This is a genomic window from Pseudomonas sp. Z3-8 (assembly GCF_051131975.1).
In the GTDB taxonomy this organism is placed as follows: Bacteria; Pseudomonadota; Gammaproteobacteria; order Pseudomonadales; family Pseudomonadaceae; genus Aquipseudomonas.
Genome location: NZ_CP071643.1, coordinates 588,094 through 602,660 on the forward strand (window position 1 = coordinate 588,094; position 14,567 = coordinate 602,660).

Annotated in this window: 10 protein-coding genes; 2 read left to right on the forward strand and 8 right to left on the reverse strand. The window is 62.1% G+C overall.

Annotated features, from left to right (window positions below):
• Positions 1-88 precede the first annotated feature (88 nt).
• From J3P94_RS02795 to betI, 5 genes are all read right to left on the reverse strand, one after another.
• Positions 89-1,426, reverse strand: a complete 1,338-nt coding sequence (locus J3P94_RS02795) for a TldD/PmbA family protein (RefSeq protein WP_434571271.1) — start codon at positions 1,424-1,426, stop codon at positions 89-91.
• Positions 1,426-2,868 (reverse strand): TldD/PmbA family protein, encoded by a 1,443-nt coding sequence (locus J3P94_RS02800; protein ID WP_434571273.1) that lies wholly within the window; start codon positions 2,866-2,868, stop codon positions 1,426-1,428. Before J3P94_RS02800 ends, J3P94_RS02795 begins: the two co-directional genes overlap by 1 nt.
• A gap of 427 nt (positions 2,869-3,295) precedes the next feature.
• Positions 3,296-4,999 (reverse strand): choline dehydrogenase, encoded by a 1,704-nt coding sequence (gene betA / locus J3P94_RS02805; RefSeq protein WP_434571275.1) that lies wholly within the window; start codon positions 4,997-4,999, stop codon positions 3,296-3,298.
• Positions 5,000-5,216: 217 nt separating this feature from the next.
• Positions 5,217-6,689, reverse strand: coding sequence for a betaine-aldehyde dehydrogenase (betB, locus tag J3P94_RS02810; RefSeq protein WP_434571277.1), 1,473 nt, complete (start codon positions 6,687-6,689; stop codon positions 5,217-5,219).
• 79 nt (positions 6,690-6,768) lie between these two features.
• Positions 6,769-7,389, reverse strand: coding sequence for a transcriptional regulator BetI (betI, locus tag J3P94_RS02815; protein ID WP_434571279.1), 621 nt, complete (start codon positions 7,387-7,389; stop codon positions 6,769-6,771).
• Between the two features lie 364 nt (positions 7,390-7,753).
• On the opposite strand from betI, the gene J3P94_RS02820 reads away from it, so the two are divergent.
• A complete protein-coding gene (locus J3P94_RS02820; protein ID WP_434574074.1) occupies positions 7,754-9,289 on the forward strand; it encodes a BCCT family transporter in 1,536 nt (511 codons plus the stop codon).
• Positions 9,290-9,530: 241 nt separating this feature from the next.
• Here the strand turns inward: J3P94_RS02820 and choV are convergent, their stop codons facing one another.
• The 3 genes from choV to J3P94_RS02835 all read right to left on the reverse strand — a co-directional run bounded on the left by choV (position 9,531) and on the right by J3P94_RS02835 (position 12,564).
• The gene (choV, locus tag J3P94_RS02825; protein WP_434571281.1) at positions 9,531-10,709 is read right to left on the reverse strand and encodes a choline ABC transporter ATP-binding protein; all 1,179 of its coding nucleotides are present in this window, start codon (positions 10,707-10,709) and stop codon (positions 9,531-9,533) included.
• Entirely contained in the window at positions 10,706-11,551 is an 846-nt protein-coding gene (choW, locus tag J3P94_RS02830; RefSeq protein ID WP_305498280.1) for a choline ABC transporter permease subunit, read from the reverse strand. Before choW ends, choV begins: the two co-directional genes overlap by 4 nt.
• A gap of 65 nt (positions 11,552-11,616) precedes the next feature.
• Positions 11,617-12,564 (reverse strand): choline ABC transporter substrate-binding protein, encoded by a 948-nt coding sequence (locus J3P94_RS02835; RefSeq protein WP_305498281.1) that lies wholly within the window; start codon positions 12,562-12,564, stop codon positions 11,617-11,619.
• A 434-nt stretch (positions 12,565-12,998) separates the two neighbouring features.
• On the opposite strand from J3P94_RS02835, the gene J3P94_RS02840 reads away from it, so the two are divergent.
• Positions 12,999-14,375 carry an L-serine ammonia-lyase gene (locus J3P94_RS02840; protein WP_434571282.1) on the forward strand — a complete coding sequence of 459 codons (1,377 nt, stop codon included), beginning with the start codon at positions 12,999-13,001 and terminating at the stop codon, positions 14,373-14,375.
• Positions 14,376-14,567: the final 192 nt, after the last annotated feature.

Here is a 14,567-nt window from a genome sequence, read left to right on the forward strand (position 1 = left end):
ACGGTGTGTCTGAAATATCGCGCTGCCTGGGCTGCGACTGCTTTGCAGCCGAGCGGGAGCAAGCTCCCTCGCCACGGGGAACTACGAGTTATAGCGTCAGCGTGAGCCTCTTCACCAACGCCCCCGGCAGCAGCATCGAAGCCGTGGCCCGCTGGCTGTAGGTACTGGCCGAAAGCAGAAGTTCCCGCTCCCGGGTCAGGCCTTCGAGTTGCGAGCCGAGCAGGCTGTAGACGCTGTCGTCGAAACGCATGGTGCTCACCGGCGCCTGGATCTGGCCATCCTCGACCCAGAACGTGGCGAAACGGGTCATGCCGGTCAGGCGTGCCGCCGGTTGGTCCGAGTAGTTCAGGTACCAGAGGTTGCTGATGTACAAGCCGGTGCCGAGTTCTTCGAGAACGTGCCTTAGCGCCAGATGACCCTCTTTCATCTCCAGCGCGGTAGGGTATTCATAGCTGCTGGCGCCGTTGGCGGTAAGACCGTATTCGGCGGCGCTGCGGGAATTGACCAGCCGTGCGTTGGCCGTGCCCTTGGCGATGAGCCCCAGGTCATCGCGAGGATAACCTTCGTCGGAAAATGCCGGGCTCAGGGAGCCGCTGACCTGCTCCGTCAACCAGACGTTGGGGCTGAAGTGGGCTTCGCCGGCGTAGAACTTCTGCAGCGGGCTTTGCTTGCTGGCGATTGCACGGGCCGAGAACCCGCCCCAACTGAGCATGCCCATGATTTCTTCCAGCGCGGCGGGCGCCAGGTAGGCGCGGTATTCACCGGGCGGCAGCGTGCGCAGTGGTCGGCCGAGAAATTGCAGCTGTTCGTGGGCCTGTTCGAAACGTTCGGCGAACCCTTCGCTGCTCCAGGCGTGGCCTGCATAACTGGCTTTCACGGCCTGGCCGTTCTCATGGAACAAGCTGAAGTCGAAATTGAAACTGTTGGCCTGATGCCAGCCGAAGGCACCCGAGGAACTGGCGAAGCCCCGGCTGATCGGCCCGGCCGCATAGAACCCCACCAGGTCCAGGCCTTCTGCGGCGCGGGTGATTTCGCCGACCGCCTGCTCCGTCTCGGGCAATGGGTGATCCTGCACATTGTTGCTCTGCCAGTGGTTGTGGTTGAGCAGCAGGTAGGGATCGGCGGGCAGCAACGGCAACGTCTCGCGCAACTGTTGCAACCCTTCGCTCAGGCGTTGCAGATCGGTCTGGGTGTCGCCGGACAAGGTGATCTGCAAGTCGGCATGGCGGCCGTCGTTGATCAGTTTGAGGTTGATATTGGCCTGTTGGACCTGCCCGGCCTGGCGAACCCTGCCGTGGTTGAAGCGCACGAAAGCCGAAGACTCGGCGGCATAGCCGAGGGTGAACTGTTCGGGCTCACGCAAGGCGTTGCGCAGCCAATCGACCAACGCCTTGAACGCCCCGGCCTCATTTGTGACGGTGCTCATCAGGCATCTCCCCCAAATACGTCAACGTTGCTGAACACGCAGGCCGGCGAAGCATGGCCGACGCGGATGACCTGGTTCGGTTCACCCTTGCCACAGTTCGGCGTGCCGAGGACCTGGGCAGTGCTGGCGTCGCCCACCGCCCTCAAGCTCTTCCAGAACTGCGCGGAAATGCCCCGGTAGTTGGGATTTTTTACCACGCCCTTGAGCTCGCCGTTTTCAATCAACTGGCCCCATTCGCAGCCAAACTGGAACTTGTTACGGGCGTCATCGATGGACCAGGAGCGGTTGGTGCGCATCAGCACGCCGTGCTCGATGCCTTGGATCAGTTGCTCCAGGGATTGGTCGCCGGGCTCGATGTTCAGGTTTGCCATGCGGTCGATGGGCGGACGATTCCAACTGCAGGCGCGGCTGTTTGCGACCCCGTCGAGGCCGGCGCGGAACTGCGACAGCGCACCGCCCAGGGGACGCAGCAGCAAGCCTTCGCGGATCAGGAACTGTTTGCTGGCAGCACTGCCGTCGTCGTCATGGCTGTAGCTGGCCAGTTCTTCCGGGATGTCCGGGTCGAACGTCACGTTCAGCAGGTTGGAGCCGTATTGCAGCTGCCCGAAATCACTGGTCTTGACGAAACTGGTGCCGGCGTAATTGCGCTCGTCGCCGAGGATGCGGTCCAGTTCCAGCGGGTGACCGATGGATTCGTGGATCTGCAGCATCATCTGGTCGGGCATCAGCAACAGGTCCCGCCGGCCTTGCGGGGTGTTTGGCGCCATCAGCAATTGCAGGGCCTGGTCGGCGATCTTCGGCCCGGCACCGATCAGGCCGCAGCGGTTGATCACATCGAAGCCGCCCTGCTGACCGAAGTTCTCGCGGCCCAGGGTGCGCGTCTGGCTGTCGTGCCCGTCGAAGGCGGTGACGTCCAGGGCCGGGTAGATGAAGCGCTGGGCCTGGCGCAGTTCGGCACCGGCGCTGTTGAGGTAGATCTGCTCGACCTGAGTCAGGCCGATACTGGCCTGCCAGTTCACCAGGCGCTCGTCCGTCGGCACCGCTGCCGATTCGTCGCCGAGCAGTTGGTAGCAATCGCTCAGTGGAGGGAACGCCTGGTCGAAATGCGGTGAGAAATAATCGGCGCGGTCGCTGGAGACCGACTGCTCGCGCAAGTCGAGCAAAGCGTGGGGCTTGAGCCGGCGGGCCTGTTGCTCGGCGCGTTCGAGCGCTGCTTGCAGGCCGGCCTGGGACAAATCGTTGGTGGCCGCATAGGTTTCGACGCCATTGACCCGCACGGTGAGCATCGCACCTTCGTCGCGGCTCAGGCTCGGCGGCTCGGCGACATTCTTGCGCACCGACAGGTGCTGACCGGACTCGCGCACGTAACGCAGGGAAAAGAATTCAGCGCCCGTGCGCAATGCAGCAAACCGCTGCTTGAGCCGGGGATGGAAATCGAACATGAAACCTCCTTGTCTGGAGTGACGGTGCAGCGAGGTGCGGCGCGTTGACGCGGGCGGCTCTAGAGTAGGCCTGGGGTGGGGGAGGGATCAAGGCAGATGGGGATTTTGCGGTGTGGCAGTCAGAGAAATATTCTGAATGGGCTGGCCCCTTCGTCGGATCGCCGCCCGGAGCAGGCTCGCTCCCACAATGGATATTTGGCGGTCACGAAATCAGTGTTCACTCAGAGCCCAAGTGGGAGCGAGCTTGCTCGCGATGGCGGTGTGGCAGTCAACGAAGATGTTGAATGGGCCGGCCCCATCGCGAGCAAGCTCGCTCCCACAATGGGATCTTCAGCGGTCACAAAATCTGTGTCCACCTCGGAACCCTTGTGGGAGCGAGCCTGCTCCGGGCGGCGATCCGACGAAGGCCGCGCCTGGGTCTTGAACCTTACTGGGCGGCAGTCGCCACTTCACGCAGAGGCTTGCCACGCACCGGCGCATCACCGGCCACGTAGTACGGCGCGGTACTGCGCGGCAGGGGCTTGCGGCCGCGGATCCTGTCGGCGATTTTCTCGGCCATCATGATGGTCGGCGCGTTCAGGTTGCCGGTGGTGATGATCGGCATGATCGAGGCATCGACTACCCGCAGGCCTTGCACGCCATGTACGCGGCCTTCGCCATCGACCACCGCCATGTCGTCAGTGCCCATCTTGCACGAGCAGGACGGGTGGAACGCGGTTTCGGCGTGCTCGCGGATGAACTGGTCCAGTTGCTCGTCGGTCTGCACCTCGATGCCTGGGCTGATCTCGCGGCCGCGGAACGGGTCGAGCGCCGGCTGTTGCATGATCTCGCGCGTCAGGCGGATGCCATCGCGAAACTCCTGCCAGTCCTGTTCGGTGGCCATGTAATTGAAGAGGATGCTCGGGTGCTGGCGCGGGTCCTTGGACTTGGCCTGGATCCGGCCACGGCTCGGCGAACGCATGGAGCCCATGTGCGCCTGGAAACCGTGCTCCTTCACGCCATTACTGCCGTTGTAATTGATCGCCACCGGCAAGAAGTGGTACTGGATGTTCGGCCACTCGAAGTCCGGGCGGGTGCGGATGAAACCGCCGGCTTCGAACTGGTTGCTGGCGCCGATGCCGGTGCCGTTGAACAGCCACTCGGCACCGATGGCCGGCTGGTTGTACCAGAGCAGCGACGGGTACAGCGAAACCGGCTGGGTGCAAGCGTATTGCAGGTACAGTTCCAAGTGGTCCTGGAGGTTTTCACCAACGCCCGGCAGGTCGTGGACCACCGGGATGTCGAGGCTTTCGAGCAGTTTTGCCGGACCGACGCCGGAGCGTTGCAGGATCTGCGGCGAAGCGATGGCGCCGGAGCACAGCAGCACTTCCTTGCGGGCCCGGGCCTCGACGCGCTCTTCGGCGGCGCCCACCAGGTAACGCACGCCGACCGCACGCTTGCCTTCGAACAGGATCTTGTCGGTCAGGGCGTGGGTGACGATGGTCAGGGTGGAGCGCTTCTTGGCGATGTCCAGGTAACCGCGCGCGGTACTGGCGCGGCGGCCATTGGGCGTCACGGTACGGTCCATCGGGCCGAAGCCTTCCTGCTGGTAACCGTTGAGGTCTTCGGTACGCGGGTAACCGGCCTGCACGCCGGCTTCGACCATGGCGTGGAACAGCGGGTTGTTGCCGGGCTTGGGCGTGGTCACGCTGACCGGACCGTCGCCGCCGTGGTAGTCGTTCGGGCCGATGTCGCGGGTTTCGGCTTTGCGGAAATACGGCAGGCAGTCCAGGTAGGTCCAGTCTTCCAGGCCTGGCAGCTTGGCCCAGTTGTCATAGTCCAGGGCGTTGCCGCGGATGTAGCACATGCCGTTGATCAGCGAAGAACCGCCCAGGCCCTTGCCGCGACCGCACTCCATGCGGCGGCCGTTCATGTGCGGCTCCGGGTCGGTCTCGTAGGCCCAGTTGTAGCGCCGGCCTTGCAGCGGGAACGCCAGGGCGGCGGGCATTTGCGTGCGGAAGTCCAGGCGATAGTCCGGGCCGCCGGCTTCGAGCAGCAGCACGGTGACGCCTTCGTCTTCGGTCAGGCGGGTGGCCAGGGTGTTACCGGCCGAGCCGGCACCGATGATGATGTAATCGAATTCTTGGGACATGAAATGCACCCTCTTTTGAATTGGGTTCAGGTCGCGGCTGCCGAGATGCCCTATCTTGCGTGGCGAGGGAGCTTGCTCCCGCTCGGCTGCGCAGCAGTCGCAAACAGGGCGACCGTGTTCTGTCTGGATGACCTTGGGGGCTGAAGTGGGGCCGCTTTGCGGCCCAGCGGGAGCGAGCTCCCTCGCCACAAAAGCCCCACCTCAGGTTCGTGTCAGATCAGAACACCGACGTGTAATCGCCCATTTCGACCTGTACCGATTTGATGCGCGTGTAGTTGGTCAGCGAACTGATGCCATTCTCCCGACCCACGCCCGATTGCTTGTAGCCACCGACCGGCATTTCCGCCGCGGACTCGCCCCAGGCGTTGATCCAGCAGATGCCTGCTTCGAGCTGGTGGATCACGCGGTGGGCGCGGTTCAGGTCGCGGGTCACGACGCCGGCGGCCAGGCCGAAGTCAGTATCGTTGGCGCGGCGGATCACTTCTTCTTCGGTGTCGTAGGTGAGGATGCTCATCACCGGACCGAAGATTTCCTCACGCACGATGGTCATGTCATCGGTGCAATCGGTGAACACCGTCGGTGCGACGAATGCGCCCTTGGCGAATTCACCCTCGGTCAGGCGACCGCCGCCACACAACAGGCGCGCGCCTTCGGCCTTGCCCTTCTCGATGTAGCCCAGCACGCTTTCCATGTGGGCGAAGCTCACCAGCGGACCGAAATTGGTGTTTTCGTCTTCCGGGTTGCCGATGCGGATGCGCGCCACGCGTTCGGCGATCTTGGCTTCGAACGCTGCTTTCAGATGGCTCGGCACGAACACGCGGGTGCCGTTGGTGCACACCTGGCCGGAGCTGTAGAAGTTGGCCATCATCGCGGTGTCGGCGGCGCGATCCAGGTCGGCGTCGTCGAAGATGATCAGCGGCGATTTACCGCCCAGCTCCATGGTCACGTCCTTGAGCGAAGAACTCGAAGCGCTGGCCATGACTTTCTTGCCGGTGTCGGTGCCGCCGGTGAAGGAGATTTTCTCGATGCGCGGGTGCTCGGTCAGCCAGGTGCCGACTTCACGACCACTGCCGGTCAGCACGTTGAACACGCCCGCTGGAACACCGGCCTCGGTGTAGATCTCTGCCAGTTTCAAGGTGGTCAGCGAGGTCACTTCGCTGGGTTTGAAGATCATCGCGTTGCCGGCTGCCAGGGCCGGGGCGGACTTCCACAAGGCAATCTGGATCGGGTAGTTCCACGCGCCGATACCGGCCACCACGCCCAGGGGCTCGCGACGGGTATAGATGAACGAAGTGCTGCGCAGCGGAACCTGTTCGCCTTCGATGGCGGGCACCAGGCCGGCGTAATATTCCAGCACGTCGGCACCCGTGACGATGTCGACGTATTTGGTTTCGGAGAAGGATTTGCCGGTGTCCAGGGTTTCCAGGGCGGCCAGTTCATCGTTGCGTTCGCGCAGGATGTCGACGGCGCGGCGCAGGATGCGCGAGCGCTGCATGGCGGTCATCGCGGCCCAGACTTTCTGGCCCTTTTCGGCGCTGACCACGGCGCGCTCGACGTCCTCGAACGTCGCGCGCTGCACCAGGGCGAGAACTTCACCGTTGGCCGGGTTGATGGCTTCGAAAGTGGCGTCGCCGCTGGCATCGCTGTACGCGCCATCGATGTAGAGTTTTTGCAGTTCGAAACGGGCCATAAAGTCCTCGCAAGTGCATGAGTGGTTGGCTGGCCACCGAGCGTGTCGTTTATAGCTGACTACGCGCTGCGGTGACGGTTCAGGAGTCGAGCGGTTCTGTGTGCTCTGGCGCTCCTGCCTTGGCCAGTTGGAAATCCATGTATTCGTAAGCGATCTGGTGTGCCTGGGCGGTATCGAACGCGTCTCCCGACAGCGCCCCGCGCAGCCACAAACCGTCAATCAGGGCGGCCAGGCCCCGTGCCGCGCTGCGTGCCTGGTCAACGGGCAAGACGCGGCGGAACTGGCAACACAGGTTGGAATACAGACGGTGATCGTTGATCCGCTGCAACCTGTGCAATGACGGGTGATGCATGCTGGTGGCCCAGAAGGCCAGCCAGGTTTTCATTGCCGGCCCGTTGACCTGGCTGGCGTCGAAATTGCCTTCGATGATCACCTTCAGGTGAGTTCGCGGGCTTGGATCCGTCAGCGCTTGACGCCGCGCGGTGACGTTCTCGCTCAAGACACTCATCAGGTACTGGGCCGTGGCCGCGATCAGGCCATTCTTGTCCTGAAAGTAGTGACTGATGATGCCGTTCGAAACACCGGCCAAACGGGCGATCAGCGCAATGCTGGCGTCCCCCATTCCGACCTGGTCGACAGCCTGCAAAGTGGCTTCGATCAACTGCTGGCGGCGGATGGGTTGCATACCGACCTTGGGCATCTGCACATCTCCTTAGGCCATCGGGCGGACGAGTCTTCGCCTGCCTTCATGAGGGCCAGTCTATTTTGTTTTGATTGAACGTTCAATCAACAAAGAATAAGCTCTGCGACAAATCGTCGCGATTTACGAAATTTCCTACGCGTAAACGGCGTAAATAAACGGACATCAAGGGCCTCACACCCGCGCATTGCGGGGGCAGGGCTTCCAGGGTGTCTTTATAACACCCGCCGGTCGGCTGCCAACTCATCCATCGGACGGGTATTGCGTTGCCTAGTCCTTCTCTCGCACTGCCTGGAGCATCCGTGCAATGAGTTCTGCCTTGCTAATAAAGACCCCGCCGCAGAAGGTGACGGTCAACGGTTGGGTGTTCTACACCTCCACCGCGTTGATTCTGTTGTTGACGGCCACCCTGATCATCGCCCCGCAGGAGGCCGGCCGGTTGCTCGGCATTGCCCAGGCGTGGCTATCGCGCAGCTTCGGCTGGTACTACATGGTGGTCATCGCCGCTTACCTGGTGTTTGTGGTCGGCCTGGCGTTTTCCTCCTACGGCAAGCTCAAGCTTGGCAGCAAGGACGACACGCCGGATTTCAGTTATGGCGCCTGGGCCGGGATGCTGTTTTCCTCGGGCATCGGCATTTCGCTGTTGTACTTTGGCGCATCCGAGCCACTGGACCATTTCTTCAACCCGCCCGAAGGCGTCGCCGGTAGCAACCAGGCTGCGCGCCAGGCGGTGCAGCTGACGTTTTTGCATTGGGGCCTGCACGGCTGGGCGATCTACGCGCTTGTGGGCCTGGCCGTGGCCTATTTCGCCTACCGGCACAACCAGCCGCTGGCGCTGCGTTCGGCCCTTTACCCACTGATGGGCGAACGCTGGGTCAAGGGCGCGGCCGGTCACGCGGTGGACGGCTTCGGCATGTTCGTAACGTTGCTGGGGCTTGTGACCAACCTGGGGATCGGTTCGCTGCAAGTCGCCTCCGGGCTGGAAAACCTGTTCGGCATGGAGCACAGCAACACCAACCTGCTGATCGTGATCATCGTGATGAGCAGCGTGGCGACCATCGCCGCCGTGTCCGGCGTGGAGAACGGCATCCGCCGGCTGTCCAACCTGAACATCGTGCTGTTCAGCGGTTTGCTGATCTTCGTCTTGCTGTGCGGCCCCACGCTGCACTTGCTCAATGGCTTCGTGCAGAACATTGGCGACTACCTCAACGGCGTGGTGCTCAAGACGTTCGATCTGTACGTGTATGCGGACGACAACGCCAAGTCGGGCCGCTGGATGGGCCTGTGGACGCTGTTCTACTGGGCTTGGTGGATTTCCTGGGCGCCATTTGTCGGCATGTTCATCGCACGGATTTCCCGTGGCCGCACCGTGCGCGAACTGGTGGCCGGTGTGCTGCTGATTCCCCTGGGCTTCACGCTGGCCTGGCTGTCGATTTTCGGTAACTCGGCGCTGGATCTGGTGATGAACCACGGTGCGGTGGAGCTGGGCAAGACCGCACTGACGCAGCCGTCGATGTCGATCTATCAGCTGTTGGAATTTTACCCGGCGTCGAAAGTGGTGATCGGCGTGTCGATCTTTGTCGGTTTTGTGCTGTTCCTGACCCCGGCGGATTCCGGCGCGGTGATGATGGCCAATCTCTCGTGCACGGGCGGCAATGTCGATGAAGATGCTCCCCACTGGTTGCGGATCTTCTGGTCGGTGGTGATCACGCTCGTGACCATCGGCCTGTTGTTTGCCGGTAACTTCGAGGCGATGCAAACCATGGTCGTGCTGGCCGGGCTGCCGTTCTCGGTGGTGCTGGTGTTCTTCATGTTCGGCCTGCACAAGGCCATGCGCGAGGATGTGCGGGTTGAGCAGGAGCGGGCGGAGTTGGCGGGGTTGGGTAGGGTCTTTAGCTGACCCTCTGTCTGGCCCAGCTCTTGTGGCAGAGAGGCTTTTGTGGCGAGGGAGCTTGCTCCCGCTGGGTTGCGAAGCGACCCCCAAACCGGCCAAACACGGTGTACCTGAAGGCTCGTGTCACCTGGATTGCGACTGCTGCGCAGTCGAGCGGGAGCAAGCTCCCTCGCCACGGGATAGCATTCCAAAACTTGCACAAACAAAAACGCCGCGATCATCTCGCGGCGTTTTTGTGTGCCCGGGCTCAGCCCAGGTTCTTGCCGAGCAGGGCGTGGTACAGCTCGCTGTCGCCGAGGATCCCGACGACCTTCTGGTTATCATGGAGCACCAGCTTGTTGCCGGTCTGGTAGCGGATCTGCAAGGCGTCGCGCATGCCGATGCTGGAGTCGACCAAGGTCGGAAAACGGCCCAGCCCTTCGACAGACTGTCCCGGTGCCCAGTTTTGCAGGTCCAGCGCGGCGCCGTTCTGGCGGGCGCCCTTGATGGTATTGCCTTCGGCCAGGTCGAGCCAGGAATCGCCGCCCGGGTCCAGGCAGACCGAGCCGTTGATGCGCTTGCAGTTGTCCAGGGTGCGCATCAGGCTGCGGCCGCAGAGCACGTTGAGCGGGTTGGTGTGGGCGACGAAGGTGCGCACATAGTCATCCGCCGGATTCAGCACGATCTGTTCCGGCTTGCTGTACTGGATGATGCGGCCGTCTTTCATGATCGCGATGCGGCTGCCCAGTTTCAGGGCCTCGTCGAGGTCATGGCTGACGAATACGATGGTCTTGCTCAGCTTGCGCTGCAGCTCCAGCAGTTCGTCCTGCAGGCCTTGGCGGATCAGCGGGTCGAGGGCCGAGAAGGGTTCGTCCATGAGCAGGATATCGGCGTCCATCGCCAGGGCACGGGCCAGGCCGACCCGTTGTTGCATGCCGCCGGACAGCTCGTCGGGCTTCTTGTTGCGCCACTGGGTCAGGCCCACCAGCTCCAGCTTTTCATCCACCAGCTTTTTGCGTTCCTTCTCTGGGCGGCCCTGCATTTCCAGGCCGAAGCTGATGTTCTCGCGCACTGTCAGCCAGGGCATCAGGGCGAACTTCTGGAAGACCATGGCGATGCGCTTGGTGCGCATCATCTTCAACTCGGCGGGGGTGCAGGAGGCGATGTCGATCTGGCGGCCTTCGTGTTCGACGAACAATTTGCCGCGACTCACTGTGTTCAAGCCGTTGATGCAGCGCAGCAGGCTCGACTTGCCGGAGCCGGAGAGGCCCATCAGTACGCAGATCTCGCCTTTTTCGACATCCAGGCTGGCCTTTTCCACGCCGACGATCTGCCCGGTCTGCTTCAGGATTTCGTTGCGGGTCATGCCCTTGTCGAGCAGCTTGAGGGCTTCGCGTGGATCTTTGGAGAAGATCACGTCGACCTCTTCGAAGCGGATTATGCTCATGCGTCACCCCCTACTTTGGCGTCGGGTTGTTTGCAGATTCGGTCGAGCATGATCGCCAGCAATACGATCGCCAGGCCGGCTTCGAAGCCCAGGGCGATATCGGCGGTGTTCAGTGCGTTGACCACGGGTTTGCCCAGGCCGTCGGCACCGACCAGCGCCGCGATGACCACCATCGACAGCGACAGCATGATGCATTGGGTGATACCGGCGGCGATGCTCGGCATGGCATGGGGCAATTCAATGCGTGAGAGGAGTTGGCGACGAGAGCAGCCGAAGGCTTTGCCGGCGTCCATCAGTTCGTCGGGAACGTCGCGGATGCCCAGGTAGGTGAGGCGGATGGGCGCGGCAATCGCGAACACCACCGTGGAGATCAGGCCCGGGACCACACCCAGACCGAAGAGGGTCAGGGTTGGAATGAGGTAGACGAAGGTCGGTACGGTCTGCATCAGATCGAGCACCGGACGCATCATGGTGTAGAACATCGGCTTGTGCGCGGCAACAATGCCCAGCGGCACGCCGATCAGCACGCAGACCAGGGTCGCGAACAGCACCTGGGCGAGGGTTTCCATGGTTTCCTGCCAGTAACCCAGGTTGAGGATCAGCAGGAACGAGGCGATGACAAAAACGGTCAGGCCCCATTTGCGCTGGATGAAATGCGCCAGCAGGGCAATGAGGCCGATCAGGGCCAGGGGATTGAACCAGGTCAGCGCAAACGTCACGCCGTGAATCATCGTTTCCAGAAACATCGCGATGGCATCGAAAGTGTTGGCGCCGTTTTGCGTCAACCATTCGACAAAGCCCGCGATGTACTGGCCCAAGGGTATTTTCTGATCAATAAGCATGGTAGTGAACTTCCGCATGCAAGGAATAAACAGCCCGGGCGAGTGAACTCGCCCGGCATAAGCTTTTACTGCGCGAGCTTGGCTTTCACGGCCTCCAGGCCAGGTTTACCGTCGATGGTGGTGACGCCGGCGAGCCAGGTGTCGAGCACCTGTGGGTTTTTCTTCAGCCAGGCCTTGGCGGCGGCTTCAGGCTTCATCTTGTCGTCCAGCACGTTGCCCATCAGCGTGCTTTCCATGTCGAGGGTGAAGACCAGGTTTTTCAGCAATTGGCCGACGTTGCCGCATTCCTGGGCGTAGCCCTTGCGCGTGTTGGTGTAGATGGTCGCCTGGCCGAAGTTCGGACCGAAGAATTCATCGCCACCGGTGAGGTATTTCATCTTGAAGCGGGTGTTCATCGGGTGCGGTTCCCAGCCCAGGAACACCACGGCGGTGTTACGACGCTGGGCGCGATCGACCTGCGACAGCATGCCGGCTTCGCTGGATTCGACGACCTTGAAGCCAGCGTCCTTGAGACCGAAGGCGTTCTTGTCGATCATGCTCTGGATCAAGCGGTTGCCGTCGTTGCCCGGTTCGATGCCGTAGATCTTGCCGTCCAGTTCCTTCTTGAACTTGGCGATGTCGGCGAAATCCTTCAGACCCTTTTCATACAGCTCTTCGGGGACGGCAAGGGTGTACTTGGCGTTCTCCAGGTTGGCGCGCACGGTTTCCACGGTGCCGGCTTCGCGGTAGGCCTTGATGTCGTTTTCCATGGTCGGCATCCAGTTGCCGAGGAAAACGTCCATGTTCTTGCCGTCGGCCAGGGATTTGTAGGTCACTGGTACGGAGATCATGGTGGTCTTGGTCTTGTAGCCGAGGGCGTCGAGCACGACGCTGGTGGTAGCGGTGGTAACGGTGATGTCGGTCCAGCCGACATCGGAGAAGTTGACGGTGCTGCACTGAGCGGGCTCTGCAGCGTTGGCCAGCATCGGAAGACTCAGCATGGCGGCCAACAACAACGGCTTGGAACCTTTCATGGGTGGACTCCTGGTGTTTTATCGGCAGTGTCCGGTCGGGGACAACCGCGCTTTTTTGCTTTTTTAATGTTGCGGTTGGTGGCGCGTGGGCACCCTGGGTGACACGCGGCCTTGCAAACGAGCCGTAACCGATCATGTACCAGTGCAAATCCGACGCCTACAGGGTGCGTCGTATCCAGTACAGGGAGGGTCGCATCCAGTGTTGGTGACGTCGTTTACAGATTTTTTCCGCCCTCGGCTGGCTTCTGACACGCAAAAAAACGTCGTAAAACCTGGGCGACAAGGGCGCGGCGCTGCTGGGCATGATTGCGTCGGTGTCAGACGTCGAAAGCCGATTCAAAAGCCGGATGATGCGGCCATCCCGGCGTTGAGCGTAGCAGCTCCGCCACCGGGCGCTCCTGCGCCCGGATGTGACCGTTCTGGAGATCCAAGGCATGGCTATCAGCGTATTCGACCTGTTCAAGATCGGTATCGGCCCGTCCAGTTCCCATACCGTGGGCCCCATGCGCGCCGCGGCGCTGTTCGTTGAAGCGTTGCGGGCGAAGGCGCTGCTGCACGATGTGCGCCGGGTCGAGGTGCAGTTGTACGGTTCGCTGTCGGCGACCGGCATCGGCCATGGCAGCGACAACGCCACGATCATGGGCCTGATGGGCGAATGGCCTGACGCGATCGACCCGTCGCAGATCGGCACGCGCATCGAACTGCTGCGCGAAACCGGGACCTTATTGCTGGATGGGCGTCTGCCGGTGCCTTTTGTCTGGTCGCGCGACATGCGCCTGATCGACGAGAACCTGCCGTTCCACCCTAACGCGATGACCTTGATTGCCGAAGGCGCGAGCGGCGAATTGCACCGCGACACCTACTATTCCATCGGCGGAGGATTTGTCGTTGACCAGGCCCAGGCTTCCAGCGGCGTGGTGGACCTGGACAGTACCGAACTGCCGTACGATTTTTCCAGCGCCGAAGAACTCCTGGCCCTGTGCCGCACCCACAACCTGCGGGTGGCCGAGTTGATGATGGCGAATGAAAAGGTCTGGCGCTCCGAGGAAGAGATCCGCAGCGGCCTGATGAAACTCTGGCGGGCCATGCAGGATTGTGTTGAGCAAGGCCTCAAGCACGAAGGCATCCTGCCCGGCGGCCTGAACGTGCGGCGGCGGGCGGCCAAGTTGCATCGCAGCCTGCAGGAACTGAACAAACCGAACGTGATCGGCTCGACCTTGAGTGCCATGGAATGGGTCAACCTGTTCGCCCTGGCGGTCAACGAGGAAAATGCCGCCGGCGGGCGCATGGTCACGGCGCCGACCAATGGCGCGGCGGGGATCATTCCGGCGGTGCTGCACTACTTCATGAAATTCAGCGAAGCGGTGACCGACGCCAACGTGGTGGACTATTTCCTCAGCGCAGCGGCGGTGGGGATTTTGTGCAAGAAGAACGCTTCGATCTCCGGCGCCGAAGTCGGCTGCCAGGGCGAAGTCGGCTCGGCCTGCGCCATGGCGGCGGCGGGCCTGGCGGAAATCCTCGGCGCCACGCCGGAGCAATTGTGCAACGCCGCGGAAATCGGCCTGGAGCACAACCTTGGCCTGACGTGCGACCCGGTCGGCGGCCTGGTCCAGGTGCCCTGCATCGAGCGCAACGCGATTGCCGCGGTGAAAGCCATCAATGCCGCACAAATGGCCCTGCGTGGCGACGGCCAGCACTTCATCTCCCTGGACCGAGTGATCCGCACCATGCGTGACACCGGCGCCGACATGCATGACAAATATAAAGAGACATCGCGGGGCGGGTTGGCGGTGAGTGCGGTGGAGTGCTGATTCAGGATTCACAAGATAATTCCGTGGCGAGGGAGCTTGCTCCCGCTGGGGCGCGAAGCGTCCCCTTTGCGGTTTTCTGACACGCCGAGGTGCCCGACTCAGGGCCGCTCCGCAGCCCAGCGGGAGCAAGCTCCCTCGCCACAGGTATCGAGAAAAACCGCTCGTAAAATGAACACCGCTGCAAAAACACGC

Excerpts from the sequence above, each read along its gene's own strand:
- J3P94_RS02795 (WP_434571271.1), bottom strand. The coding sequence starts at position 1,426 with ATGAGCACCGTCACAAATGAGGCCGGGGCGTTCAAGGCGTTGGTCGAT.
- J3P94_RS02800 (WP_434571273.1), bottom strand. The coding sequence starts at position 2,868 with ATGTTCGATTTCCATCCCCGGCTCAAGCAGCGGTTTGCTGCATTGCGC.
- betA (WP_434571275.1), bottom strand. The coding sequence starts at position 4,999 with ATGTCCCAAGAATTCGATTACATCATCATCGGTGCCGGCTCGGCCGGT.
- betB (WP_434571277.1), bottom strand. The coding sequence starts at position 6,689 with ATGGCCCGTTTCGAACTGCAAAAACTCTACATCGATGGCGCGTACAGC.
- betI (WP_434571279.1), bottom strand. The coding sequence starts at position 7,389 with ATGCCCAAGGTCGGTATGCAACCCATCCGCCGCCAGCAGTTGATCGAA.
- choV (WP_434571281.1), bottom strand. The coding sequence starts at position 10,709 with ATGAGCATAATCCGCTTCGAAGAGGTCGACGTGATCTTCTCCAAAGAT.
- choW (WP_305498280.1), bottom strand. The coding sequence starts at position 11,551 with ATGCTTATTGATCAGAAAATACCCTTGGGCCAGTACATCGCGGGCTTT.
- J3P94_RS02835 (WP_305498281.1), bottom strand. The coding sequence starts at position 12,564 with ATGAAAGGTTCCAAGCCGTTGTTGTTGGCCGCCATGCTGAGTCTTCCG.
- J3P94_RS02840 (WP_434571282.1), top strand. The coding sequence starts at position 12,999 with ATGGCTATCAGCGTATTCGACCTGTTCAAGATCGGTATCGGCCCGTCC.